The organism is Algoriphagus confluentis, from assembly GCF_036245625.1.
GTDB lineage: Bacteria > Bacteroidota > Bacteroidia > Cytophagales > Cyclobacteriaceae > Algoriphagus > Algoriphagus confluentis.
Genome location: NZ_BTPD01000003.1, coordinates 214,770 through 239,045, shown reverse-complemented (window position 1 = coordinate 239,045; position 24,276 = coordinate 214,770). Strand labels below are relative to the sequence as shown.

General features: G+C 44.0%; 23 protein-coding genes. 13 read left to right on the top strand and 10 right to left on the bottom strand.

Features of this window, described 5'->3' with window-relative positions:
- Nucleotides 1–23: 23 nt before the first annotated feature.
- The 4 genes from AAA943_RS05765 (at nucleotide 24) to hppD (ending at nucleotide 4,237) form a co-directional block, all read left to right on the top strand.
- Nucleotides 24–1,100 carry an MBL fold metallo-hydrolase gene (locus AAA943_RS05765; RefSeq protein ID WP_338223278.1) on the top strand — a complete coding sequence of 359 codons (1,077 nt, stop codon included), beginning with the start codon at nucleotides 24–26 and terminating at the stop codon, nucleotides 1,098–1,100.
- A gap of 71 nt (nucleotides 1,101–1,171) precedes the next feature.
- Complete coding sequence (locus AAA943_RS05760) at nucleotides 1,172–2,068, top strand: bile acid:sodium symporter family protein (RefSeq protein WP_338223277.1); 897 nt, start codon at nucleotides 1,172–1,174, stop codon at nucleotides 2,066–2,068.
- Nucleotides 2,069–2,088: 20 nt separating this feature from the next.
- Entirely contained in the window at nucleotides 2,089–3,069 is a 981-nt protein-coding gene (locus AAA943_RS05755; protein WP_338223276.1) for a lysophospholipid acyltransferase family protein, read from the top strand.
- 73 nt (nucleotides 3,070–3,142) lie between these two features.
- Complete coding sequence (gene hppD / locus AAA943_RS05750; protein WP_338223275.1) at nucleotides 3,143–4,237, top strand: 4-hydroxyphenylpyruvate dioxygenase; 1,095 nt, start codon at nucleotides 3,143–3,145, stop codon at nucleotides 4,235–4,237.
- Between the two features lie 84 nt (nucleotides 4,238–4,321).
- Here hppD and AAA943_RS05745 read toward each other — a convergent pair whose 3' ends face one another.
- Both AAA943_RS05745 and AAA943_RS05740 read right to left on the bottom strand, forming a co-directional pair.
- Nucleotides 4,322–6,136 carry a glycoside hydrolase family 2 protein gene (locus AAA943_RS05745; RefSeq protein WP_338223274.1) on the bottom strand — a complete coding sequence of 605 codons (1,815 nt, stop codon included), beginning with the start codon at nucleotides 6,134–6,136 and terminating at the stop codon, nucleotides 4,322–4,324.
- Nucleotides 6,137–6,421: 285 nt separating this feature from the next.
- On the bottom strand, nucleotides 6,422–7,330 hold the full coding sequence (locus AAA943_RS05740; RefSeq protein ID WP_338223273.1) for a hypothetical protein: 909 nt from the start codon (nucleotides 7,328–7,330) through the stop codon (nucleotides 6,422–6,424).
- A 67-nt stretch (nucleotides 7,331–7,397) separates the two neighbouring features.
- On the opposite strand from AAA943_RS05740, the gene AAA943_RS05735 reads away from it, so the two are divergent.
- Nucleotides 7,398–9,128: a phospho-sugar mutase gene (locus AAA943_RS05735; protein WP_338223272.1), complete on the top strand. Its 1,731-nt coding sequence runs from the start codon at nucleotides 7,398–7,400 to the stop codon at nucleotides 9,126–9,128.
- 55 nt (nucleotides 9,129–9,183) lie between these two features.
- Here AAA943_RS05735 and AAA943_RS05730 read toward each other — a convergent pair whose 3' ends face one another.
- The gene (locus tag AAA943_RS05730) at nucleotides 9,184–10,128 is read right to left on the bottom strand and encodes a succinylglutamate desuccinylase/aspartoacylase family protein (RefSeq protein ID WP_338223271.1); all 945 of its coding nucleotides are present in this window, start codon (nucleotides 10,126–10,128) and stop codon (nucleotides 9,184–9,186) included.
- A 77-nt stretch (nucleotides 10,129–10,205) separates the two neighbouring features.
- Between AAA943_RS05730 and murB the strand changes: the two genes are divergently transcribed.
- Complete coding sequence (gene murB, locus AAA943_RS05725; protein WP_338223270.1) at nucleotides 10,206–11,219, top strand: UDP-N-acetylmuramate dehydrogenase; 1,014 nt, start codon at nucleotides 10,206–10,208, stop codon at nucleotides 11,217–11,219.
- Here the strand turns inward: murB and AAA943_RS05720 are convergent.
- Nucleotides 11,216–11,698: a deoxycytidylate deaminase gene (locus AAA943_RS05720; protein WP_338223269.1), complete on the bottom strand. Its 483-nt coding sequence runs from the start codon at nucleotides 11,696–11,698 to the stop codon at nucleotides 11,216–11,218. The genes murB and AAA943_RS05720 overlap by 4 nt on opposite strands.
- A 128-nt stretch (nucleotides 11,699–11,826) precedes the next feature.
- Between AAA943_RS05720 and AAA943_RS05715 the strand changes: the two genes are divergently transcribed.
- From AAA943_RS05715 to AAA943_RS05690, 6 genes are all read left to right on the top strand, one after another.
- Nucleotides 11,827–12,408, top strand: a complete 582-nt coding sequence (locus AAA943_RS05715) for a DUF4136 domain-containing protein (protein ID WP_338223268.1) — start codon at nucleotides 11,827–11,829, stop codon at nucleotides 12,406–12,408.
- A gap of 2 nt (nucleotides 12,409–12,410) precedes the next feature.
- Nucleotides 12,411–12,725, top strand: coding sequence for an Mpo1-like protein (locus tag AAA943_RS05710; RefSeq protein ID WP_338223267.1), 315 nt, complete (start codon nucleotides 12,411–12,413; stop codon nucleotides 12,723–12,725).
- A 111-nt stretch (nucleotides 12,726–12,836) separates the two neighbouring features.
- Complete coding sequence (locus tag AAA943_RS05705; RefSeq protein ID WP_338223266.1) at nucleotides 12,837–13,193, top strand: response regulator; 357 nt, start codon at nucleotides 12,837–12,839, stop codon at nucleotides 13,191–13,193.
- Between the two features lie 90 nt (nucleotides 13,194–13,283).
- Nucleotides 13,284–13,769: a hypothetical protein gene (locus AAA943_RS05700; protein ID WP_338223265.1), complete on the top strand. Its 486-nt coding sequence runs from the start codon at nucleotides 13,284–13,286 to the stop codon at nucleotides 13,767–13,769.
- Nucleotides 13,770–13,827: 58 nt separating this feature from the next.
- Entirely contained in the window at nucleotides 13,828–14,022 is a 195-nt protein-coding gene (locus AAA943_RS05695) for a hypothetical protein (protein ID WP_338223264.1), read from the top strand.
- 284 nt (nucleotides 14,023–14,306) lie between these two features.
- Complete coding sequence (locus tag AAA943_RS05690; RefSeq protein ID WP_338223263.1) at nucleotides 14,307–14,744, top strand: DUF6526 family protein; 438 nt, start codon at nucleotides 14,307–14,309, stop codon at nucleotides 14,742–14,744.
- On the opposite strand, the gene AAA943_RS05685 is transcribed toward AAA943_RS05690, so the two are convergent.
- The 3 genes from AAA943_RS05685 to AAA943_RS05675 form a co-directional block, all read right to left on the bottom strand.
- On the bottom strand, nucleotides 14,745–15,854 hold the full coding sequence (locus AAA943_RS05685; RefSeq protein ID WP_338223262.1) for a glycerate kinase: 1,110 nt from the start codon (nucleotides 15,852–15,854) through the stop codon (nucleotides 14,745–14,747). It lies immediately after the preceding gene.
- On the bottom strand, nucleotides 15,851–17,203 hold the full coding sequence (locus AAA943_RS05680) for an alanine/glycine:cation symporter family protein (RefSeq protein ID WP_338223261.1): 1,353 nt from the start codon (nucleotides 17,201–17,203) through the stop codon (nucleotides 15,851–15,853). Before AAA943_RS05680 ends, AAA943_RS05685 begins: the two co-directional genes overlap by 4 nt.
- 122 nt (nucleotides 17,204–17,325) lie before the next feature.
- Nucleotides 17,326–18,927: a beta-N-acetylhexosaminidase gene (locus tag AAA943_RS05675; RefSeq protein ID WP_338223260.1), complete on the bottom strand. Its 1,602-nt coding sequence runs from the start codon at nucleotides 18,925–18,927 to the stop codon at nucleotides 17,326–17,328.
- Nucleotides 18,928–19,157: 230 nt separating this feature from the next.
- Here AAA943_RS05675 and AAA943_RS05670 point away from each other — a divergent pair, with 230 nt between their 5' ends.
- Nucleotides 19,158–20,618 (top strand): Gfo/Idh/MocA family protein, encoded by a 1,461-nt coding sequence (locus tag AAA943_RS05670; protein WP_338223259.1) that lies wholly within the window; start codon nucleotides 19,158–19,160, stop codon nucleotides 20,616–20,618.
- A 147-nt stretch (nucleotides 20,619–20,765) separates the two neighbouring features.
- Here AAA943_RS05670 and AAA943_RS05665 read toward each other — a convergent pair whose 3' ends face one another.
- The 3 genes from AAA943_RS05665 to AAA943_RS05655 all read right to left on the bottom strand — a co-directional run bounded on the left by AAA943_RS05665 (nucleotide 20,766) and on the right by AAA943_RS05655 (nucleotide 24,190).
- Entirely contained in the window at nucleotides 20,766–22,406 is a 1,641-nt protein-coding gene (locus AAA943_RS05665) for an OmpA family protein (RefSeq protein ID WP_338223258.1), read from the bottom strand.
- A 2-nt stretch (nucleotides 22,407–22,408) separates the two neighbouring features.
- Nucleotides 22,409–23,380, bottom strand: coding sequence for a deoxyhypusine synthase family protein (locus tag AAA943_RS05660; RefSeq protein ID WP_338223257.1), 972 nt, complete (start codon nucleotides 23,378–23,380; stop codon nucleotides 22,409–22,411).
- Nucleotides 23,381–23,563: 183 nt separating this feature from the next.
- Nucleotides 23,564–24,190, bottom strand: a complete 627-nt coding sequence (locus AAA943_RS05655) for an OmpH/Skp family outer membrane protein (RefSeq protein WP_338223256.1) — start codon at nucleotides 24,188–24,190, stop codon at nucleotides 23,564–23,566.
- Between the last annotated feature and the right edge of the window lie 86 nt (nucleotides 24,191–24,276).

The following is a 24,276-nucleotide window of genomic DNA, read 5'->3' as shown; positions in this document are numbered from 1 at the left end:
TGCCTTTTGAATAGACCAAACCAATGATGAACAGAAGAAAATTTATGGGTAGCTTGGGTGTGGCCATCCCAGCCGTTGCTCTGTATCATTACTTGGATATAAAACCCGAACCCACCTTGAGCTTTATTTCCAATCCCAAACTTCCCTACGACAAACTTCCCTCCGGGTGGAAAGGCACACCTCTGAGAAGTGATGGCACTTTTCAGAACCTTTTCCACCCTTTTGAGGCAAGTTTGACAGAAGTATTGAAATGGAAGCTCAAGGGAAATCCCCAGGCTGAAGAAAAGAAAAAAGATAAGCGAAGACTGGAGATCCAGAAAATCTCCAGATTCAAGCCCAACGGCAAAGACCAGATTATTTGGTTGGGACATGCCAGCTATTTGATTCACATCGGAGGGGTGACGCTTTTGACTGATCCGGTTTGGTTGGAAAACTGGATCTTGAAAAGATACTCAGATCTACCCATCAATCCGGAGACTTTGGAAGGGATCGATTATATCCTGATTTCCCACGATCACAGAGACCACTGTGATGAGGCTACCTTGAAGCTGCTGGGCAAAACCCTGCCTCAAGCACAGATTCTCACGGGGCTTAGGATGACTGATCTTTTGCAGCCCTGGATGCCCAAAAATAAAATTCAAGAGGCAGGTTGGTTCCAATCCTATGATTTGAAAGAAAGTTTGAGAATTACTTTTGTCCCCTCAAGGCATTGGTCACGAAGAGGACTTTTGGACACCAATCAGCGGCTTTGGGGAGGATACTTCATGGAAAGCGGGGACAAAAGCCTATATTTCATGAGTGATTCGGGCTATGGACCCCATTTCAAATTGATTGGAGATACCCTTGGCGCACCTGAGTATGCCATGATGGGCGTGGGGGCATTTAAGCCGGAATGGTTTATGCACCCCGTACATACCAGCCCAATGGATGCAGTCAAGGCATATCAGGAGATGGGGGGCAAAAACTTTATCCCTATGCACTTTGGGACTTTTGACCTATCAGATGAATTGCTTTTGGAACCCTTGGATTGGCTGACAGAACACGCGAACGAAGTGAGTGGAAATCTGATTTATCCTGTTTTGGGAAAAAATCTGATTTGATCATCTAAAAAAAACTTGAGTTTGCATCTGTGATTTTGATTTTTCCCACAATTTGGAGAAATCGCAAGACAGTGAACCCAACCAATCTCGATTCCGTACGACTCAATTTCTCCCAGGGAGACCTTCTCCTACTCAATCTGGCCTTGGCCCTCATCATGTATGGTGTAGCTCTTGACTTGAAGTGGAGTGATTTTCAATACCTAGTCAAAAATCCAAAAGGCTTTTTCCTTGGGCTACTTTCCCAATTTATCCTGCTCCCTCTTCTTACCTACTTGTTGGTTTTGACGATTCAGCCTCCTCCAAGCGTGGCTTTGGGCATGTTCTTGGTAGCTGCCTGCCCCGGGGGAAATGTTTCCAACTTTCTCACCAGCTTGGCTAAAGGAAATTCTGCACTCTCGGTAAGCCTTACTGCTTTCTCTTCCAGCAGTTCTCTTTTCTTGACGCCATTAAACTTTGCACTTTGGGCAGGTCTTTATGCTCCCACAGCTTTGATGCTCAAAGAGATTTCTTTGGATACCGTGGATGTATTGGTGACCGTGGGTTTGATTTTAGGAATCCCCCTCTTTTTGGGAATCCTTACCCGACAAAAATTACCCCGATTCGCGGAAAAAACCTCAAAAATACTTCGTCCATTGAGTATTCTGATTTTTGCCGCTTTTGTGGTGATTGCCTTTGCGGGCAATTTTAGCCTGTTTATCCAATACATTCAGCTGATTTTCCTTTGGGTTTTAGCACATAATCTGGTCGCCTTACTAGCAGGCTATATCACAGGAAAAATTGCCCGACTGCCCCTTGCAGATATCAAAACGCTGACTATTGAAACAGGAATTCAAAATTCTGGCTTGGGTCTGGTTTTGATTTTCACGTATTTTGATGGACTGGGTGGCATGGCAATCATCACTGCTTGGTGGGGAATATGGCACCTGATTTCCGGTTTGGGAGTCGCTACCTTTTGGAATTCCAAATGATACAAAACCTTTTCAACGGAGTGCTCAGAATCTTGGTGAAAATAGCCCTGCATGGGTATTTTCATCGAATTCACGTCCATGGCAAAAAAAATATCCCTCAAGGGAAACCGGTAATTCTGGTAGCCAACCATCAGAATGCCCTGATTGACCCTTTGCTTTTGGCTACACACACCCGACTTCGTCCTTACTTTTTGACCCGGGCTTCAGTTTTCAAAAACCCGATTGCGGCAAAACTCCTGCATTTTATCCGGATGCTTCCGGTATATCGCGTTAGGGATGGATTTTCCACGATTCAGCAAAATCAACAAACATTTGAACAGACCTATGAGGTGCTGAGAAAAAATGGTTGCGTGGTCATTTTTGCGGAGGGAGGCCACAGTCTGACACGAAACCTTAGGCCACTGAGCAAGGGATTTACCCGGATGGCTTTTGGTTTATTGGAAAAATACCCTGGGATTCAACCTTTAATTTTGCCAGTAGGGATCGACTACAGTGCTCACAAAAGATCAGGAAGTTGGGTTAACATTACATTTGGAACTCCTATACCGGTGGATATGCCTCCGGCTCAATCCGGGAAACTGACCAAGCGGGTAGAAAATGATTTGAGAGCATTGGTAGTGAATATCCCAGAGAAAACATATGAAGAAACGCTGCATCGCATACTGGAGCATCAGGTGGATGTAAGTTCCAAGGCAGAAGTAGATTATTTTCTGGCTCATGGCCAGCCAAAAAATCCCTCAGCCGAACTTTCCGGGCTCAGGAATAAAGTAATGAAGCTCTTCCATTTACCACTCTTTGGCCTTTGGCTTCTCAAAAAGCCCGGTGTGAAAGACGAGGTATTTACAGCCACATGGAAGTTTTTGATCGGTTTCTGCTTCGCTATTCCCTATTACTTTTTCCTGCTATGGCTGACTATGGAGACCCCCGTGGGCACTTGGGGCCTGGCCTTCTTGCTCATGGCATGGATAGCCCTCTGGAGAAATAAAAATCCCGAAGAATAGCCTTGCCCTGCCAAATATTATTTGGTGAAGTTTGTTAACTTTGGGTTGAATTCAGACCCAAATTTAACTCACCATGAATCAAGACTTCTTACCTATAAACGGTACCGACTATGTAGAGCTGTATGTCGGAAATGCCAAACAAAGTGCACTCTTTTACCAATACGCCTTCGGATTTGAATTGATCGCCTACTCCGGACCCGAAACTGGAGTGAAAGACCGTGCTTCCTATGTCTTAAAGCAGGATAAAATCCGATTGGTGCTTACCTCTCCCCTTTCCTCAGATCACCCTATCAATCAACATATCCAAAAACACGGAGACGGAGTAAAAGTATTGGCCCTATGGGTGGATGATGCGGAAAAATCCTGGAATGAAACCACCTCCCGCGGAGCGAAATCTGCTGCAGAACCCAAAGTATTCAAAGATGAGCATGGAGAAGTAAAAATGGCTTCGATCCATACCTATGGGGATACCATCCACACTTTTGTAGAGCGAAAAAACTACCGAGGAGTGTTTCTTCCCAGTTTCAAGCCAAGAAAAAGTACCTACCAGGCAACTTCCATTGGTCTGAAATACATTGACCACTGTGTTGGAAATGTGGCTTTGGGAGAAATGAACCATTGGGTGGAATTCTATGAAAAAGTGATGGGCTTCAAGCTGCTGATCACTTTTGACGACAAAGATATCTCCACCGAATACTCCGCCCTCATGTCCAAGGTAGTTTCTAACGGCAACGGCTACATCAAATTCCCGATCAACGAACCTGCAGAAGGCAAGAAAAAGTCCCAAATCGAAGAATATCTGGATTTTTATGGAGGCCCCGGGGTGCAGCACATGGCTATCGCTACGGATGACATCATTCACACGGTCAGTGAATTGAGAAAAAGAGGAGTTGAATTTCTTGAAGTTCCCGGCACATATTATGACGATCTTTTGGATCGGGTGGGAAAAATCGATGAAGACCTTCAGCCACTCAAAGAACTGAATATTCTGGTAGACCGTGATGAAGAAGGCTATTTGCTTCAGATTTTCACCAAACCGGTACAGGACCGCCCTACCCTTTTCTTTGAGATCATTCAGAGAAAAGGAGCTACTTCCTTTGGAAAAGGAAATTTCAAAGCTCTGTTTGAAGCGATTGAAAGAGAACAGGAATTGAGAGGGAATTTGTAGAGTAAGAGTTAGACGCTAGATGTAAGGCCATAGACATAAGATGCGAAAAGTTGTTTCTTGCATCTTATGTCTTGTGTCTAATATCTATTTATACAGCTTCTCATGCATCTTTTTCAGCTCTTGCACTGCGATTTTGATGATTTGGCGATCATAAGTCATTAGCCCATTTGTTTCGATCTCCACATCAGTAGTTTGGGTGTAGACTGCTGCTGCCAAGCCTTTCGGGATATATTCTGCCAAATCTTCAATCAGACCGGAGTATCTTGCTTTTAACTCATCCGCTGAGGAAAAACTCTGATACCCCCAATTGTCTTTTTGCTGCCAAGTATGACCCTCAAGAGGAAGTCCCAGTCCTCCAAACTCTCCCAATACCATGATGGACTTTTCACCGAATATACCTGGATCCGGCATGACTGGGTCAGGATAATTGTGAAGATCCAAAATATCCCCCACTACTGTGGATCCTTCCATTTCAAAATTACCACCAGATGCAGCATTAATCAGGCGGCTGGGGTCCAGTTCACGGGTCATTCGGGTGATTTCCGCAGTTTTAAACTGTCCCCAAGCTTCATTGAAAGGAACCCAAACCACAATGGAAGGAAAAAACTTGAATTCGTTGATGATTTCTTTCCACTCGGTCTTGAAAATAGCTTCGGATTCGGAAGTCCTTACCTTTTCCACTCCTTCCCGAATCACTCCCGGACGGACTTCCCATCGATTGCCCATATCTCCGCTGGGCATGTCCTGCCAAACGAGCATCCCCAATCTATCCGCATGATAATACCATCGGGCTGGCTCCACTTTGACATGTTTTCGGATCATATTGAAACCCATCTCCTTGGTTTTCTCAATGTCGAAAAGCAAGGCTTGGTCCGTAGGTGCAGTATAGAGACCATCAGGCCACCATCCTTGATCCAGTGGACCATAGTGAAATAGGGGATTACCATTTAAAAAAAGGCGTTGGAAACCATCCTGAGTTTTCGCCATGCGAATATCTCTGTAAGCAGCGTAAGATTTGACCTCTTCAATCAGCTTTTTTCCTTCAAATAGCCTTACCAAAACCTCATACAAAAAAGGAGAGTCCGGAGACCAGGCTTTGGGTGAATTCAGCTTAACCGGAATTGGAGAACCGGCTTTACCTTTGAAAGTGCCGGATACGGAAGGGCCCTCTTTGACCAAGACTTCCACTTCCAGACCGGTTTTTTCTGAATAAACTTCAGGATAAAAAACCTGAACCCCATTTTCCCAATCTGTATTGGAATAGATTCCCGAAATGAAGCTTTCAGGGACCGTTTCCAACCACACCGTCTGCCAAATCCCAGTCACAGGAGTATACCAGATTCCCTTGGGTTCCCTGACTTGCTTACCTCTGGGCTGAGGTCCCGAATCGCTGGGGTCCCAGACCCTCACCCGGATTACTTGAGTTTTTCCGGCATTCAAATGAGGGGTAATGTCAAAGGAAAAGGAATCATATCCTCCATGATGCTTGCCTGTTCCTTTCCCATTTACCCATACCTCTGTCTCCCAATCAGAAGCCCCAAAGTGAAGTAAAACACGTTTGCCTTTGGTAGGAAGCACCAAATCAAACGACTTCTCGTACCATAGCTCATTTTCCGGACCGACTTCCTTTTGCACGCCGGAAAGATAGGATTCCACTGGAAAGGGAACAGTTATTTTCCCTGCAAAACCCGTCTCAGGAAGGCTTCCCTTAGGTAAAATAGCATAGTCCCAAGGTCCATTGAGGTTTTGCCAATCGGACCGTCTCAGCTGAGGTCGGGGGTATTCCTGCAGGGGCGCCGCAGGGTTTACAGAATCGGTCCAAGGGGTTTTCAACCGCACTGATTGAGCATTGGCAAAAAAGGATGACACCAGAAAAAAACTCAAAAACAAACTTCGCATAAAGGATAAATTAGGGTTGATTATTTACTGGAACTGGCCAAAAACTGCAAAATCCAAAGGTTTACAAGAATGGTCTGATCTGGCAATAGAGCTAGGTCAAGGACAAAGCTTCAGAGGTATTTGCCTGTTTTTGCGTTAAAAATATACTTCCAAAAAACAGGATTTCCATCCCCTATTGACAGTTTCTACACAAAAACCCGAATCATTTCAGTACAACATCCAGCTGGAAAGAAGTAAAAAATCCGAAGAGCCAAGGATTAATTATGAGCAATCACCTTATTCAAATTACTGAAAGTCAAACCATAAGGAAATGGATCGCACTGCAATCTTTGGAGCATTACTTCTGCCGGAACCGGAAAAGGAATCGGGTAAATCCGAAGCGATGGAGCCACCGGAAATTTCCTCTTCCATGCCCTGGAGTACAAATCGAATATCCGAACCTCGATCTCCATCCACTCTTGACTTCCACTCCAATCCCACGTCTTTTCCATCAGACCTCACGTGTACTCCCATCTGATCAAAGACCAAATCCACAAAATCGAAAGAGGCAAAAAATTGCGGAGGATGCTGACTTTGAGCCTGCAAATCCCATTCTCCATAGGCCCCTGAATGTTCTTTCCAGATGACTTTTCTCAATTCCACTACAGGAAAATCAAAATCGAGACCCAAATACCGGGAGGAAGAATCCGATGTCAAGGCCTCTCCTGTGGCCTCCATTTTCAGCTTTCCATCGGGAAAAATAGACCAAACCAGTCCTGATGGCCAAGAGTCGAATTTGGAAATAATCTGAACTGTCCCGTTTTTAAGTCTTTTCCACATGATCTGTTTCAGCTGGATCTCCGGATTGCTTTCCTCGAGCTGCTGAGCAAAAGGCAATAGGTCCATTCCTACTTTCACCATGTCCAGAGTTCCGCTTTTTTTGCCAAAGACAAAGAGCTTGTCCCCTATCGATACTTGAAGATCCAGCGTAGATTCTCTGATCTTAATATTTTCTGAGGGAGCTGAGAAAAGCGGCTTTTTTTCCTTATTGGGTACAAATGATTCAGAAAGAAGAAGGAAAAGAGTCAAAAGTAAAGTAATGGGAAAAAGAAGGTGATTTTTCATATACATATTTGGCGCAAAAGCCGAACCAAAATAAAGAATCTCTTTTCGGTATTGAAAATCAGGCAGAAAAATATTCGGATCGAAAGACATTTATTGGGAATGGTGGCAAAATTTGACATTTTACATAAATTAGAAACGTACTGAAATTTTTAAACCCATGAGTTCAATAGATCCCGCTATCGAAAGCAAAGTTCAAAAGTGGTTGGATGGCAATATAGATGCCCAAACCAAAGAAGCCATCAAGAAACTTAAAGTAGAAAACCCTACAGAATTGATAGATTCCTTCTATCAAGACCTAGAATTTGGAACCGGAGGACTACGAGGTCTGATGGGTGTAGGCACAAACAGAATGAACGTCTACACGGTCGGTATGGCCACTCAAGGATTGGCAAACTATCTGCTTCAATGCTTCCCCGACGAGGAAATAAAAGTGGCCATAACTCATGACAGCCGAATCAACAATACGCTTTTTGCCCGCACCACAGCGGATGTCCTGACTGCAAATGGGATCTCAGTCCTTTATTTCAGAGAGATGCGCCCTACCCCGATGCTTTCCTTTGCAGTCCGCCACTTTGGATGCAAATCCGGAGTGATGATCACGGCCTCACACAATCCGAAAGAATACAATGGGTACAAGGCCTACTGGGACGATGGTGCTCAAGTAGTCGCTCCACATGACACAAACATCATCAACGAGGTCAAAAAGATCATTTCCTTTGATCAAGTCAATTGGGACAAAAAGGATGAGCTTTTGCATTTCATCGAGGAGGAATTTGATCAGATTTATCTGCACAAGGTCAAAGAACTAAGTCTCTCACCCAAGGCAATTCAGGCTCATCGATCCATGCCTATTGTCTTTTCCCCAATTCATGGAGCATCTGGCAAAATGGTTCCAGATGCACTTCGGGTGTTTGGTTTTGACAATATCCATGTAGTCCAGGAGCAGATCAAGCCGGACGGAACTTTCCCAACCGTCATTTACCCCAATCCGGAAGAGGCCGAAGCCCTCACACTTGCTGTGGAATTGGGCAAAAAAGTCCAGGCAGACTTGGTATTGGCCTGTGACCCCGATGGGGATCGGTATGCGGCGGTTGTTCCCAATGAAGGGGGGGACTATGAATTGCTCAATGGCAATCAGACCGGTACGCTCCTCACTTATTACCTGCTTTCCCGTTGGAAGGAATCCGGCAAGCTTGACGGAAAACAGTTTATGGTCAACACCATTGTGACTACGGAATTGATCAACCGGCTCGCCGAGGGCTTTGGAGTGAAATGCTTCAATGTGTTGACTGGTTTCAAAAATATCGCAGCCATTATCCGGGAATTGGAAGGAAAAGAGACTTTTATTGGTGGAGGGGAAGAGTCCTATGGCTATTTGGTTGGAGATTTTGTGCGGGACAAGGATGGAGTCAGTGCCTGTGCCATGGTGGCAGAGGCTATCGCCTATTACAAGACTCAAGACAAAAACGTCTTCCAAGTGCTCGCTGAGGTTTATCAAAAATTCGGTTTCTACAAAGAATCTCTTATTTCAGTAACCAAAAAGGGTAAAGACGGGGCAGAACAGATTCAGAAACTCATGGCTGACTTCCGTACCAATCCACCCTCTGAAATGAACGGAAGTCCTGTGGAGCGAATAGTGGATGTAAAGAACGCTACAGTCACGGAGGTAAAATCAGGAAAAGTAGAAAAACTGAATATGGACAAATCCAATGTGATGCAGTTTTATTTGGAGGACGGAAGCAAGATTTCGGCAAGGCCTTCCGGCACCGAACCCAAAATCAAATACTACTTCTCAGTCAATTCTCCTTTGGTTAAAGAAGAAGACTATCGAAAAGTAGAAAAAGAACTGACCGAAAAACTGGAAGGACTACGGGCCTATTTCAGTTGATCCCTACTTTAAATTTGTTAAGAAATGGCTGATTCTGTGATGGGATCGGCCTTTTTTAGGTATCGCCTACATGAATCAGCGCATCGCCTACGTTGATGACCGGGTTATTATTGACTCCGATGACATATCCATTGGAAGGGGACTTGACTGGAACGACCACCTGACCGTAAGGATCCGAAATTCTGGCCAGGATTTGCCCTTTTTTTACATTGTCTCCAAGGTTGACTGAGGAGTAAAAAATACCCGAAGCCTTAGCACGTACCCAATCGCTGTTTTTCAGAATCAGAGTTTCGAGAGGCTCGGGGGCATCTTCGATCATACCCAGATGTTGCAGAATTCTCTTGGTACCGGATATCCCTTCCTCAATCGAGAGCGGGTCCAATCGCATGGACTCTCCCCCTTCAAACACAAGAATGTGTTTTTGCGCCTTATAGGCCGTCTTTCGGAATGACTTTTCAATATGCTTGGAATTCACCATAAACCGCGTACCAAAAGCCTTGGCAAGTTCCAATCCCTTTTTATCAGAAAAGTCCACCCTTATCTGAGGATAATTGGAAAGCATCCTACCTCCGGTGTGAAAATCTATCCCATAATCGATTTGGGGAATGATTTCTTCACTGAGGATAAATGCGATTCTGGAAGCTAGGGAGCCTTTTTTGCTTCCTGGAAAACTCCGATTCAGATCTCTTCCATCGGGAAAGGTCCTGCTGTTGGATAAGAAACCGTAGATATTCACCAAGGGAATAATGACCAAAGCTCCTTTTTTTAAATCCAACCCCTGATCTACTTCTTCAAGAAACTTTTTGGCAGTGACCACTCCATTGATTTCATCTCCATGAATCCCCCCACTGATCAAGACTATAGGACCTGCTTTGCTGGAGGAGCGGATAAAAATCGGCAAATCAATCAAGGTGTGTGTGGGAAGTTTGGCAATGGGAATTTCCAGATTGACCTGCTGCCCCCACCTTACCCGGGTGCCATTGATTTGTATTTCTCGCATAAACTGTCTTCAGTTACCGACCAACTTTCTAGATTTGAGCTAAAATTCTTGCTTATTTCGCAGGACAAGCCCAAACCATGAAGATAATAGAAAACCTTTCCCTCAAGCCCTTCAATACTTTTGCAATAGATAAAAAAAGCAGATTTTTTACCCAAGCCGAAGATTTGGATGCTCTCAAAGGATCATTGATGTGGGCTAAAGAAAGGCAATTGCCGGTTTTGATACTGGGAGGAGGAAGCAATGTATTGTTGACTCGGGATTTTCCGGGCTTGGTGATCAAAATAGAACTCAAAGGTATAGAGGTGATCCAGGAAACTGAAGAAGAAATCTGGGTAGAAGTGGGTGCAGGAGAAAACTGGCACGAATGGGTTCTTTTTGCCATAAAACAAAATTGGGCTGGAATTGAGAATCTGTCTTTGATTCCCGGTACGGTTGGGGCCTCTCCCATGCAGAATATCGGTGCCTACGGAGTCGAGATCAAAGAAGTCTTCGAAAGTCTAAAAGCCCTAAACAGAGATACCCTGAACATGGAGACCTTTGATGGCGAAGCCTGTCAATTCGGCTATAGAGAGAGCGTGTTTAAGCATGAATTGAAGGATAGGTACGTGATTACTTCTGTGGTGTTTCGGCTTCAGAAGGTACCCCGGTTCAACATAAGCTATGGTGCAATTCAAGACACTTTAAAGCAAAACGGAGTAAAGGACATTTCCATACAGGCTGTCAGTGACGCGGTGGTGGAAATACGTAGGTCCAAATTGCCTGATCCTAAAGAAATCGGAAATGCGGGTTCATTTTTCAAAAATCCAACGATTGCCTTTGAGGCATTCGAAAATCTGAAAGCTCAATTTCCCTCTATCCCCGGATACTCAGTAGAAAATGGCGTGAAAGTGCCCGCAGGATGGCTGATCGAACAGGCTGGATGGAAGGGGAAAAAGATCGGAGAGGTAGGTGTACATGCCAAGCAGGCCCTGGTTTTGGTAAATTTTGGCCATGGAGACGGGAAGGCCATTCAAAGTTTGGCGCAGGATATCCAGAATTCGGTAAATGAAAAATTTGGAATTTTCCTGAGCCCAGAGGTTAATTTCGTTTAAATCAAAGGGTCCTGAACTTCCAGCTCCTTGGCGTATCGATCCACATCCACACCGAACTTTATTAAAAAGTCCACCCCCTCATCCCTTCCGATTCCTTTATATTCAGCGTAAGAGAAGAGATAGACTACCTTAGAAATCCCCATTGAGAAAATAATTCTTGCACAGGCAAGACAGGGGGCCAGAGTGACATATAGCGTTGACCCTTCCACAGAAGTATTGTTTTTTACTGCATAAAGGATGGCATTCTGCTCTGCGTGGAGGGCCAGAGAACAACTCCCTTTGCTATCTCTGGCACAGCCGTGCTCCGGAAATTCCACGTCACAGTTGTGTGTTCCCGCAGGGGGGCCATTGTATCCGATGGAAATGATCCTGGTATCCTTGGTCAATACTGCCCCCACATGTTTTTTGATGCAATGGGATCTTCTGGCCAGATTGATGGCCAATTCCATGAAAATATCGTCGAAATCAGGTCTACTCATAAAATTTATTTGCCAAAAATAATAATCCTTAACTCTTTGAGGGGAATGAAATGAATAAAGAGAATCTTTTTTCCGTTACAGAAGAAAAATTAAATTTCCCAAGAAGTAATCTCAATTCAACCTCCCCCATGTTTGTACCCAAATATTTCTTTCCTTTAGCCCTTTTTTCTTTGCTGCTTCTGTTCTCTTGCAGTTCGATAGAGGTATTTAAAGAAAATACCGAGATCCCGGTTTCTAAACCCTATCAAAGCTTTGTTATTGTCAATAAAGAACTTAATATCAGAGGATTTGAAGAGAACTTTATAGATGAGATGGTGAAAATTGAATTGCAAAAACAACTGGAACAGGCAGGAATGGTCTACGATGCCAAGCGGCCTGACTTGGTCATTCGGTACCATTCCAATGAAGATCCCCGAAAAAAAGAAACGATCAATAATGTCAACCCCTATCCATTTTGGGGATATCGGGTCTATGATCCTTGGTTATTTAATCCCTACAACATGCAAAATATGAATCGGGTCAGTGTATCCAACTATGAGCTTTTGCAGGTAATTCTGGATTTTATTGACCCAGTACAGGACAAATACCTGATGACGCTGACAGCAGTAACCGAAGTTAGCAACCCCAAAACCAAACCAAAAAAGGTGCTGAAATCCTTAAGTTCAGCTACACAAGTTTTCCTCAAAACTAACCCCATCATTGCAAAATAACCATGGAAAAGCAATACAAAACCCTCGAAGAGTTTTACCCCTACTACTTGCAGGAGCATCAAAATGCCACCTGCCGAATGCTGCACTTTGTAGGAACAGGCTTATTGTTCGTCATTTTGATTGCAGCCCTGGTGACAGGAAATTACACTTGGCTTGTTTCTATCCCTTTTGTCGGCTATGGATTTGCTTGGATTGGTCATTTCTTTTTCGAAAAAAACAAGCCAGCTACCTTTCAATATCCTCTCTTCAGCCTGGCCTCTGATTTCAAACTGTTTTTTGACCTTCTTTTAGGAAAACAAAAATTCAACCCTGAGTAATAATTGAATTAATCCTTACAATCTTTTTTGGCAAAGTATTTGCAAATAAATATTTAATTGGCATTTTTGTATAAATATTATTGTATTTCAAACCCCATATAACGCATTTTGATGCTAACGATAGTTCTCATAGATGATGATCCTATCAGTACTTTTGTTACTGAAAAGCTGATCTCCAAAAATGTTAAGGAGCCTTGTCAGTTTTTTAAGTATCAGAGTGCCAGAAGAGCCTTGGAGGAAATTGACACGATCAATCCGAATTACCTCTTCTTGGATCTGAACATGCCGGAAATGACGGGATGGGACTTTTTGGATCATTTCCAGCCTAGGGACACAGATGCTCAAATCTACATACTGAGCAGTTCTGTGGACGAAAGGGACATCAACAAAGCCAGTCAATACCAGATCGTAAGGGATTACCTTTCCAAACCTCTAATAAAAAAATACATTAAAAACATCTTCAACTGATAAAACTGACTTTATGGTCAGTTTTTTTTTGATCTTTTTTATCTTTAGAAAACCACAATAGCAAATACGAGTTATCAAAGAAAAAAGGATATGGCAAAAGCAAACCCTGAATTAATAGCTGCATTAGAAAAGACGATCACCAAACTTTCCAATGGTGCCGCCTATCAGTGGGGACATATGGGCGCCTGCAATTGTGGAAATTTAGCTCAGGAACTGACTCAATTGAGCAAAGCGGAAATCCACCAATTTGCCATGCAGCGCTATGGGGATTGGAATGAGCAGATCCTCGACTATTGCCCCACAAGCGGATATCCCATGGACATGATGATTTCCAAAATGTTGAATTACGGCTTGACTTTGGATGATCTTGCCCATTTGGAGCGACTTTCAGATCCGGAAATATTAAAATCAATTCCGAAGGAGAAAAGAGATCAGCTGAATAAAAATTCAAGAGAAGATGTGGTGCTCTACATGAAGGTTTGGGCCTCCTTACTTAGGGAAAAATGGCTGATTCAGCAAGGTTCAGAGGTGAATTTATCTCCTGAAAAAAAATTAAAGTCAGCTGTATTGGTCTAATTGATTTTTTCTCTTATTTCGTACCGTTGAATCAATAAAACCCTTTAAAAAATAAGCTATGGAGGATTTTGAAGAAGAATTCGATGAGTTTGATGACTTCGAAGAAGAAGACGAGTTTGATGACGAATTTGAAGACGAGTATGATCTTGAGGAAGAAAACGAATTTGTAGATGACAATTTCGTTGACTTCGATGAAGATGAAGATGACTTCGAAGATGAAGATTTTGAAGAAGATCTGGACGACTTGGATTAAAAAACAGTCCAGTACCCCAAGTGCCTTTGGTATTTTGAGACCCCGGCTTTATCTTCGCCCTGTCTTTAGCAACTCAAACATAAAATCATGATTCTATTGGATATTTTCAGCTCTCCACTCATGTCAGGGGCTCAGTTGTTCCTCCTCATTGTGTGTATTCTTATTGGCTTGGGCGCCGGACTTTCCGCGATGGATGCAAGAAGCACTCTCGATAAGAAAAAGAAAGCTGATCATTAAAAGATACGTTAAAGGAGGTTTCTACCTCCTTTTTTTATTCCCCTTCTATGGAAACTCAGAATTATAAAAATCATACACGATATTTTCCTTTTCACCATTTTATCGTTACTCCTCTCTCCTTGCTGTTCTTTTTATGGACAATTTTAAGAGTGGAATTCTCTTCTAAAGGTGAAATCATTACCAGTTTCTATTTTCTGACTGGAGCTTTATTGCTGGTTCTCCTTCCGCTTTTAGCTAGAATTTATGCACTCAAACTTCAGAACAGACTTATTTTGAATGAAATGAGCCTGAGATATTTCCATCTTGCCGGAGAACCTTTTTACGCCAAAGAAAAGAAATTGAAACTGGGACAAATCATAGCGCTGAGGTTTGCAAGTGACGAAGAGCTACTTCCTTTACTGGAAAAAGCGATCAACCTGTCCCTCTCTCCCAAAGAGATTAAAAAGAGCATAAAGAATTGGAAGGGGGATTATAGAAGAGTGTAATCAGTCAAAGCCACCGGATTGGAGAGCGCTTTTCACCACGTTCAACAAGCTTGATTCAGCCACCTTCTCCAAGTTTTCGGCTTTAAAATCCAGATCTGGAAGATTCAATACCAAATCAAAACCTGATGACTCTCCCAAACCTCCTGAAGTAATCAATGCGCTTCGTTTTCCGTACTTCTTGGCCAACTGAAGCAGTTCAAAGGACCCTTTTCCTTGGGTACTTTGCTGATCATATTTCCCTTCACCGGTGACAATCCAGTCGGAGGATTGGATTTTTTCCTCCATCCTTACTTGCTCAAAAAAATAAGCCGCTCCATAGTCAATAATTACATCAAAAAAGGAAGAAAGCCCCATGGCGATACCACCAGCGGCTCCAAACCCCGGGTTATCTCTCTTTTCTTTCCTTGCCTTTGATACCAATAATTGATGAAAATCTGAGGCGGCTTTTTCAAACTCCGTCCTATCCTTTGGTTTTAGTCCTTTTTGTGGTCCAAACACAGAAATAGCTCCTTCCGGTCCATAAAACATGTTTTGGACATCACAAAGGCAGGTGAAAGTAAGTTTGGGTTTGGGTATAGAACTCTGAATATGCTTGACCTGAGTCATCCATCCTGGGGAATACATTGGAATATTTCTTCCTTTTTCATCCAGAAATTCAAAACCCAAAGCAGCTAATATCCCGGTTCCCAAATCCATAGTGGCACTGCCTCCCAGTCCCAATACGATCTTCTCTGCTCCCATTTCCTGTGCAGCATGAATCATCAGACCTGTTCCAAAAGTGGAAGCTAGCCAAGGGTCTTTCTGTTCATCTGCCAAAACCCCCAGCCCCGAACAGGTGGAGACGTCCAAGAAGGCCTTTTTTTCTTTTTCATCCCAGCCAAAAAAACCCAAACATGGTTGGCCAATCGCATTGAGGGCGGGTAAGGATACTTTCTCCAGGTGTAAGGATTCCAATAATAGCTGGCAGGTACCATCCCCTCCATCAGCGATTGGCTGGATCACAAGTTGGGATGCAGGAAATACTTCTTCAATGGCTTTTTGAATCAATTGGGCCGCTCTCTGGGCTGTGATAGTTCCTTTGAAGGCATTGGGAGCAATGAGAAATCTCATGACCTGGCATTCATCCTCTTAAAATAGTCCTTCATGGCTACTTTGACCTTTGGTGCCAAGTAAATCGCCGCTATCATATTGGGAAAAGCCATGACGGCATACATCCCATCCACCAAACTGACTACCACTTCCAAAGAAGCAACAGCACCGATGACGATAGTAATCAAGTAGAAATAGTTATAATAATCCGCTTTATCCGCTCCAAACAAATAATTGGTGCACTTATGTCCGTAATAAGAATAAGTAAACATGGTGGATAAGGCAAAAACCAAAACGGATAGCATAAGGAGATATTTGCCAACGACTGGAATACCAATTTCAAATGCAGCCAAGGTAAGTTTTACGCCGTCATTTTCGGTGGATTGCCATACTCCGGTCAGCAAAATCGCCAAGGCTGTCAAGGTACAAACCACTACTGTATCGATAAAGGGACCAAGCATGGCAATCAAGCCCTCTCGAATAGGTTCGTCATTTTGGGATTGGCCATGGACCATGGGAGCCGTTCCGATTCCCGCTTCATTGGAAAAAGCGGCCCTTCTAGCCCCAACAATAATCACAGAACCAACAGCACCTCCCATCACTGCATTTCCGGTAAATGCATCGACCAGAATCAATTTGAAAATTGAAGGAATATCACCCAAATATTGAACAACAATGATCAATACGGTTGCAAAATAGACACCAACCATGAAAGGCACCATTTTGGAAGCAACGGCTGCAATCCGCTTAAGGCCTCCCAAAATGACCATTGCCGTCAGCAACATCATGATAATCCCAATAACCCATCGATTTCTAACTGTTTCCTCCAGGGTATCAGGCTCCAAAAGCACAGCTTGAGTGACAGCCGTTAATTGATTGGCTTGAAATATGGCCAAAAGACCGATCACACCGGCGATACTGAAGATATAGGAAAGAAACTTCCATTTTTTTCCCATCCCCTCCTCTATCACATACATTGGCCCACCTTGAATATTTCCCCGGGAATCTTTTCCTCTGTACATAATAGCCAAGCTACAGGTATAGAATTTGGTAGCCATCCCTACAAATGCAGCTACCCACATCCAAAAAATAGCTCCAGGTCCTCCCATATTCAGCGCAATAGCCACTCCGGAAATATTGCCCAGACCAACAGTGGAAGCAATCGCTGCAGAAAGTGCCTGTCGGGAGGTAATTTGACCCGGTGCAAGCTCATGGTCATACTTACCTTTAAGCAGACCAATGGCATGCCCCATTTTTCTGAAGGGAACAAATCCAGAGTGAATGAAAAAATAGGTACCTCCGCCCAATAGCAAGATCAAAATCGGCGTTCCCCAAATCCAGTTGCTGAATTCGACAATTATATTTCCCATGAATTAGTGCTAGTTGCTTTCAAATCGAAAATGATCTCGATAATAGGTCCAATTTGTACAAAAACAAAGCCTTTGGAGGGATTGAATAAAAAAGCCCGATGAAATATTCATCAGGCGTTAATTCATTTGCCTTCCCAATTCACTTGGGGAGAAGGATAGTACCCGATTCCCTGAATCGTCCACCTGGCCCCATGCTTTTGAATTCTTGATTTGAATCCTTCCCAGGAACGCCTGTCGCTGGAGGTCCAAGCCACTTCTGCCAAAGCAGGAAGTCGGGGAAAAGAAAGGTATTCCATATCTCCTCTGTTAGTGACCGTTTCAGTCCATAAGGGCGCTTCTACGCCAAGGATATGTTGGCTAGAAATACTGTCCGAAAAAGAGGAAGGATCCCAACTGTAAGCATCTTCGAGCTCAATGTAAGCTGCCCAATGTAGTCCTATTCGGGAAGTACTGTCGTATTGCATGTCAAGATAGGCTCTGGTCGCAGGAGACATCAGGATTTGATTGCCTTGATTGATCGCCAACTTGGCATTTTCTTCCTTTGCCCAAAACTGGGCTACATTTCCCGGGAGGAGTTTGGCAGTGGCTATCTCATCCCAACCAATGCTCGTCTTCCCATACTTGGAAACAATATCCTGGACTCGTTCCACAAAGTAGACATAATCTTCTTTTTCGGTCACGTGAGACTCATCACCGCCTATGTGAAAATAAGGTCCGGGAGTTAGTTCGGCAATTTCCCGCACTACACTGTCGACAAAAGCATAGGTGATTTCAAGTTTTGGAGCGAACGTACTCCAGCCGACTTCAATTCCGGTATATAATTCGGAAGCTTGCGGATTTCTGAGCGGCATCTGATAGTCCAAGGGCTGCTTATTTACCGAATCCAGTTTCCCGTTTGGCAGGTTTACTCCCGGATTCAGTTCGGCATAGGAGGCCAAGGCAGAATTAGTATGTCCGGGCATGTCTACCTCAGGGACAATGGTAATGAATCGATCAGCAGCATAGGATACCAGCTCTTTATATTCTTCTTGCGTGTAAAAGCCTCCTTTTCCCCCTCCTACTTCTGTGCTGCCACCAATCTCGGTGAGTTTAGGCCAGGATTTAATTTCGATTCTCCATCCCTGATCATCGGTCAGGTGCAAATGCAGAAAGTTCAACTTGTACACAGCCATTTGATCAATATAATGCTTGACATCTTCTACGGAAATGAAATGCCTAGCTACATCGAGCATGGCTCCTCTGTACCCAAAGGCGGGCTGGTCACTAATTGACCCGGTTGGGATTTCCCAAGATTGAACTTGCTTACTTTTATGGGCTATTTCTTGAGGAAACAACTGCAATAAGGACTGAACTCCATAAAACAAACCTGCCTCTCCTGCAGCATTAATCAAGACTTGATTCTCTTCAATAACTAGGGAATAAGCTTCAGGATTTTCTCCTTCCGTGAGTTCCAAACGAATATCACCACCATCATAGGACACAGGGATTTCGAAACCCGTAGCAGGACGGAGTTGCTCGGCGAGATACTCCCCAATCCCGGTCAGCTGCTCACTGCTGCCGATCAAATGAATCCCGGATTCCGCATTTAATTCAAAAACCCCATTGCCGTCCTTCATTTCTTGAGGATACGGAACCAAAGAGGATTCACTGAGTTTGGGCGCCGGCTTGCAGGCCAGGAAAAGTAAGCAGACCCCCATTGAACAATAGGTAAATATTTTTTTCATGAGATGGTTATTTTCCGAAACTTAGTCTATTTTTTTATAAATCTCTGTCGGGCTCATGAAATTATTGAAGGAATTGAGGAAGAGAACTTTCTGTTGGACTTCTTTTGCACTTGATGAAAACTCTGATAAAAATCCCACTCCAATGAAAGATATTCTCGGGTATTTCTAAGAAAAATTCCTTTTCTTGAAACCTGAAATCCAAAATAGTACAACCTATTAACCATTTGACCATGAAAGATAAAAACCACAAACCTGAACAGAGTTCAAGAAGAAACTTTATCAAAAGTTCATCCTTGGCTCTAGCCGGATTTTATATTGTACCACGACATGTTTTGGGTGGCCCTGGATATGTGGCTCCCAGTGATCGCCTGAGAGTGGCAGGGATAGGAATCGGTGGAATGGGATTCAATGATGTGAGCGGAGTTTTCAGAAGTGGCAAAGTGGATATGGTTGCGCTTTGCGACGTGGATGACACCCGAGCTGCCCGCTCCAGGGAAGCTCATCCAAAGGCTCCTTACTATAAAGATTATCGCATTATGCTCGAAAAAGAGGAGAAAAATATTGATGCGGTGACCATCAGTACTCCCGACCATATGCATGCAGTTCAGGCCATGATGGCTATGAAAATGGGCAAACATGTCTACGTACAAAAGCCTATGACCCATGATATCTACGAAGCCCGGATGCTTACTGAGGCTGCCGAGAACTATAAGGTTGTAACCCAAATGGGCAATCAGGGATCTTCAGGGGATGGAGTCAGACAAATGGTGGAATGGTACAAGGCAGGGCTGATTGGAGAGGCTACCAAAGTCTGGTCTTGGACCAACAGACCTGTATGGCCTCAGGGAATTCAATGGCCTGAGACCCCGGTCACTCCTCCTGAGGATTTGGATTGGGATCTTTGGCTGGGTACTGCACCTTATAAAGATTACGTGGGTAATCTAGTTCCATTCAATTGGAGAGGTTGGTGGGATTATGGCACAGGGGCTTTGGGAGATATGGCCTGTCACATCATGGAGCCCCCCTTCAGAGTTTTGGGATTGGGATACCCCAAATCTGCTGAATGCTCCGTTGGCTCTGTCTATGTAGGCGAATTCCAAAGAGGATATTTCCCGGAGAGCTGCCCTCCTTCTTCTCATATCACCTTGAGATTTGACCGGCCTGGACAGCCTGATTTGGAATTTCATTGGATGGACGGAGGAATTCAGCCTACCCGTCCCGAAGAGTTGGAACCCAATGAAATCATGGGTGACGGAGGAAACGGAGTAATTATCGAAGGCACTGAAGGAAAAATGATGTGCGCGACTTATGGGGCCAATCCCAAACTACTCCCAACCAGCAGAACTCAGGAAGTCAACGTACCACAAACGGAATATCGGGTTCCTGAAGGTGATCGTGGCCATTACAACAATTGGGTAGAGGCTTGCATTGGAGGATATGGATCAGAGGAATACAAAAAGCTGAGTTCTCCATTTTCAGTAGCTGGTCCGCTTACCGAATCCGTATTGATGGGAAATCTGGCAATCAGAAGCTACGATTATCGGATTCCAAGAGATGGCTCAACCACCCAGTTTGACTACCCTGGAAGGGGAATCAAACTAGTATGGGATGGCCCCACTATGAAGATTACCAATTTTGAACCAGCCAATCAATTTGTCAGGAGAACATATCGGGAGGGTTATTCTCTTTGAAAAAAAAGGCTGTCTCAAAAATAAAGTTTGTCACATAGAGCGAAGTCGAAATGTGTTCCAGATAACTGGAAATAGGCTTCGACTTCGAGATTCCGTCTCTCAGGTACTCATTCTGACAACAAAACGATTTATGAGACCGCCTTTTTTTTATTTTTCGACTACCAATTCTACTCTTCGGTTTTTTGCCCGGCCTGCTTCAGTCACATTCGAGGCAATAGGTCTTGTCCCACCCCATCCGGAAATTCTTAAGTTTTCAAATTCTACCCCTTTGGAAACCAAGAAATCCCGTACACTTCCTGCCCTTTCCAAAGAAAGTTGCTTATTCAATCCCGGATCTCCTACATTGTCCGTATGTCCATTGATCCTGAGCACGATTTCAGGATTTTCAACCAAAAATACAGCAAGGTCAGCTAGGATGATCTCGGTTTCCCCTTCTTCCAATTCTGAGGTACCACGTTTAAAATTCACTTTGTCCAGCAGGACGATGCTACCCGCTTCGGCTTTGATAAGCGTGACCAAAATTCGTCCATTTTCAGGCAGCTCATTGATTCCCAAATACTTTGGAAAATAACCTTTGGCACTGATTTTCAGACCAGTAATTTTATCATTTACCAATTCGGAAAGCAAAAGGGTTGGATCCAGAATTTCCAGGTTAGTTCCTTTTTGTCCTTCTAATTGAAACTCCAAAGGGAACTTGGTTTTATTGTCCAAGACGGTCCATTCCAGAGGAACTTCCGCCTTTTTCACTTCATTGGTGGTATTCTCCCCGTCCTCAGCTTCGGTTTTCTTCGGAGTTTCGGAAGAAGTGATAGCTACCAAGGAAGAATCAGAAACCTTCCCTACTGCATCTTTTCTTTCCTCATTTCTGATAGTGGCTGCTTCAACCGGGGCAGGAAATTCCTCCGGAATAAGCAAAGGAACAGGAACAGAAAAAGTAAGCAAATCCGCATATCCATCACTGCTTAAGGTACTGGACCACACCACCTCTTCTCCTTCCAAAAAGGTAACTGAAATATCAGAACCTTTGGAACTGATCTGTTCCCACTTCACAGGAATTGACCAGCTGTCCCAGGAATCACCCATTTTTTTACTGATAAGGATGTCTTTTCCCGAAGCCCCGGGATGAGAATTGGAGGAAAAATAAAGTCTCCCAGTGACCGGATCAAAGTACGGGCTTACCTCCTGTCCTTTTCCATTGACCTGAGGACCCAAGGAAACGAAATCAGACCATTGGACAGGACCAGTTTTCCGGCTTAGGTATAGATCTTCGTTACCAAACCCTGAGGAGGTATTTCCTGAAAGAAAAAGTAAATTCCCCCCAGATGCTACCCTTCCCGTGATTGGCCCGCTCAGTTGGGCCAAAAAGGGAAAATTTACCTCCCGAAGGTAATTCCAATCTTTTCCAAATTTAGTGTATTGATGAATGGAGTTTCGACCGGATTCCGTCCGCAAGACCAACAGAGTCAGATAATCTTCCAAGCCCAAAGCCAAGTCATAGCCTGCCGTACTTAAATCAGGTCTATGAACCGCCTCATCCCATTCTCCGGTGGCCTTTTTGATCGTCATCCAGATATCTCCGGGGTCTTGGACGCCACCCACATTCTGAGGATGAAAAGCCCGGGTGAAAAGCAAGGTGTTATCGCCTATCCAAACCGGGTTTGAGTCATCGTTGGGTGAATTGGCACCTGAAAGCGACCGGATGTCCTGAGCCTGGATGGGAAAATAAAAGCAAAAAGCAAGACAGACCAGGCTGCTTGCTTTAAGGAGATTGATATAGGATTTTTTCATGATTATTGATCCAGCACAATGGCAAATACCAATGGAGCTACGATCGTTGCATCAGATTCAATAATGTACTTAGGTGTATTCATTCCCAGTTTCCCCCAAGTAATCTTTTCGTTGGGCACTGCTCCGGAGTAAGATCCGTAGGAAGTGGTCGAGTCGGAGATTTGGCAGAAATAGCCCCAAAGTGGCACATTGCCTCGCTGCAAATCCTGATGCAACATCGGCACTACACAGATAGGGAAATCACCTGCAATTCCCCCGCCAATTTGGAAAAAACCAACAGTACTTTCTTCAGTGGCATTGACGGTGTACCATTCTGCCAAGAAAGTCATGTATTCGATTCCACTCCTTACCGTGTGAACATTCTTCACGTCACCTGAAATCACATGGCCAGCATACATGTTCCCCAAGGTAGAATCTTCCCAGCCCGGCACGATGATAGGCAGGTTCTTTTTTGCAGCTTCAAGCAACCAGGAATCCTTAGGATCAATCTGGAAGGAGGCGTCCAACTTGCCGGATAGAAGGATTTTGTAGAAAAATTCATGCGGGAAATAACGCTCACCGGCCTGATCAGCTCTCATCCATTCTTCCAGAATAACGTTTTCAATCCTTCTCATGGCTTCCATTTCAGGGATACAGGTATCTGTCACCCGGTTCATGTGCCGCTCCAATAGCTCTTGCTCCTGATCTGGAGAAAGTTCTCTATAATTTGGGACCCTTTCGTAGTAGTCATGAGCCACGAGATTGAAGACATCTTCTTCCAAATTGGCTCCGGTACAGGAGATAATCTGCACTTTATCCTGACGGATCATTTCTGCCAGGGAAATGCCCAGCTCTGCCGTGGACATTGCCCCCGCAAGGGTCACCATCATTTTCCCTCCCTTATCCAGGTGGGTTTTATAGCCTTCTGCAGCATCAATCAAAGCTGCAGCATTGAAGTGTCTGTAATTGTGCTTTAAAAATTCAGTAATTTTCATGTTTTAATTATTAGGTATGGAATTGGGCAAGACTGCTGCCCGCGTAAATCCAATAAGCAATGAGCTGTTTCATCCCAGTCTACAAGTAAGATGGAATGATCAATTGTGTTGCAAAATTATTCAATTTTTGCCCATAAAAAAACCCAGAAAATTTCTGGGTTCCTGATTGCTGTTCGCTGAGGATTACTTAGTAGCCGAGGAGTCGCTTTTGGCAGCGGGTGCTGGGGTGACTCCTTGATTGTATTTTTTATTCAAGCCTTCGACCACGGCAGTCGTGATGTCCATGGCCTCGGATGCATACCACATCGCACCACCTCGGGTATAGCTGAGAATCACGTCATAGCCTTGCTCTTTGGCATACTCATTCAAATAAGTCTGAACCTGATCGTAAACTTCATTGTAAAGCGTAGATTCGTCAGATGAAAGCTCTTGCATGAGATTATTTCTGTAAGTCATGAGGTTTTGCTCTTTCTGCATTAATTCCTCCTGCTTGGCTCTCTGCTGATTAGGAGTCATGTTGCCACCGGTCTGCTGAAAAGTAGCAACTTCCTGCTCAAAACCTCTCGCTCTGGACTGCAGATCTCCTTCAAACTTTTTGCCTTTTTCAGTAATCTCTTCTGACTTCTTTTTGAAAAAATCATACTTGTTAATTACAGAGTCAGTGTAAACAAATGCCACCTTCAAATCCCCTGACGCTGAGGTGGATTCAGAAGAACCGGAAGCACTTTCAGTGGATGGATTTGGGTTGCAGGAGTAGAAGAAAACCGAGGTTAAACTCAGTAGTCCGACAATAAATAACGCTCTTTTCACTTGATTAAGGGTATGGTTAACAGGCGGCAAATATAGAGAAAGTATTGATTTATCAAGGACCATGTCAAAATAGGAAGGTTAAATTG

Excerpts from the sequence above, each read along its gene's own strand:
- AAA943_RS05690 (WP_338223263.1), top strand. The coding sequence starts at position 14,307 with ATGGAAACTCAGAATTATAAAAATCATACACGATATTTTCCTTTTCAC.
- AAA943_RS05765 (WP_338223278.1), top strand. The coding sequence starts at position 24 with ATGATGAACAGAAGAAAATTTATGGGTAGCTTGGGTGTGGCCATCCCA.
- hppD (WP_338223275.1), top strand. The coding sequence starts at position 3,143 with ATGAATCAAGACTTCTTACCTATAAACGGTACCGACTATGTAGAGCTG.
- AAA943_RS05705 (WP_338223266.1), top strand. The coding sequence starts at position 12,837 with ATGCTAACGATAGTTCTCATAGATGATGATCCTATCAGTACTTTTGTT.
- AAA943_RS05695 (WP_338223264.1), top strand. The coding sequence starts at position 13,828 with ATGGAGGATTTTGAAGAAGAATTCGATGAGTTTGATGACTTCGAAGAA.
- AAA943_RS05720 (WP_338223269.1), bottom strand. The coding sequence starts at position 11,698 with ATGAGTAGACCTGATTTCGACGATATTTTCATGGAATTGGCCATCAAT.
- AAA943_RS05665 (WP_338223258.1), bottom strand. The coding sequence starts at position 22,406 with ATGAAAAAATCCTATATCAATCTCCTTAAAGCAAGCAGCCTGGTCTGT.
- AAA943_RS05735 (WP_338223272.1), top strand. The coding sequence starts at position 7,398 with ATGAGTTCAATAGATCCCGCTATCGAAAGCAAAGTTCAAAAGTGGTTG.
- AAA943_RS05715 (WP_338223268.1), top strand. The coding sequence starts at position 11,827 with ATGTTTGTACCCAAATATTTCTTTCCTTTAGCCCTTTTTTCTTTGCTG.
- murB (WP_338223270.1), top strand. The coding sequence starts at position 10,206 with ATGAAGATAATAGAAAACCTTTCCCTCAAGCCCTTCAATACTTTTGCA.
- AAA943_RS05670 (WP_338223259.1), top strand. The coding sequence starts at position 19,158 with ATGAAAGATAAAAACCACAAACCTGAACAGAGTTCAAGAAGAAACTTT.
- AAA943_RS05680 (WP_338223261.1), bottom strand. The coding sequence starts at position 17,203 with ATGGGAAATATAATTGTCGAATTCAGCAACTGGATTTGGGGAACGCCG.
- AAA943_RS05685 (WP_338223262.1), bottom strand. The coding sequence starts at position 15,854 with ATGAGATTTCTCATTGCTCCCAATGCCTTCAAAGGAACTATCACAGCC.
- AAA943_RS05745 (WP_338223274.1), bottom strand. The coding sequence starts at position 6,136 with ATGCGAAGTTTGTTTTTGAGTTTTTTTCTGGTGTCATCCTTTTTTGCC.
- AAA943_RS05675 (WP_338223260.1), bottom strand. The coding sequence starts at position 18,927 with ATGAAAAAAATATTTACCTATTGTTCAATGGGGGTCTGCTTACTTTTC.
- AAA943_RS05710 (WP_338223267.1), top strand. The coding sequence starts at position 12,411 with ATGGAAAAGCAATACAAAACCCTCGAAGAGTTTTACCCCTACTACTTG.
- AAA943_RS05660 (WP_338223257.1), bottom strand. The coding sequence starts at position 23,380 with ATGAAAATTACTGAATTTTTAAAGCACAATTACAGACACTTCAATGCT.
- AAA943_RS05730 (WP_338223271.1), bottom strand. The coding sequence starts at position 10,128 with ATGCGAGAAATACAAATCAATGGCACCCGGGTAAGGTGGGGGCAGCAG.
- AAA943_RS05700 (WP_338223265.1), top strand. The coding sequence starts at position 13,284 with ATGGCAAAAGCAAACCCTGAATTAATAGCTGCATTAGAAAAGACGATC.
- AAA943_RS05740 (WP_338223273.1), bottom strand. The coding sequence starts at position 7,330 with ATGTCTTTCGATCCGAATATTTTTCTGCCTGATTTTCAATACCGAAAA.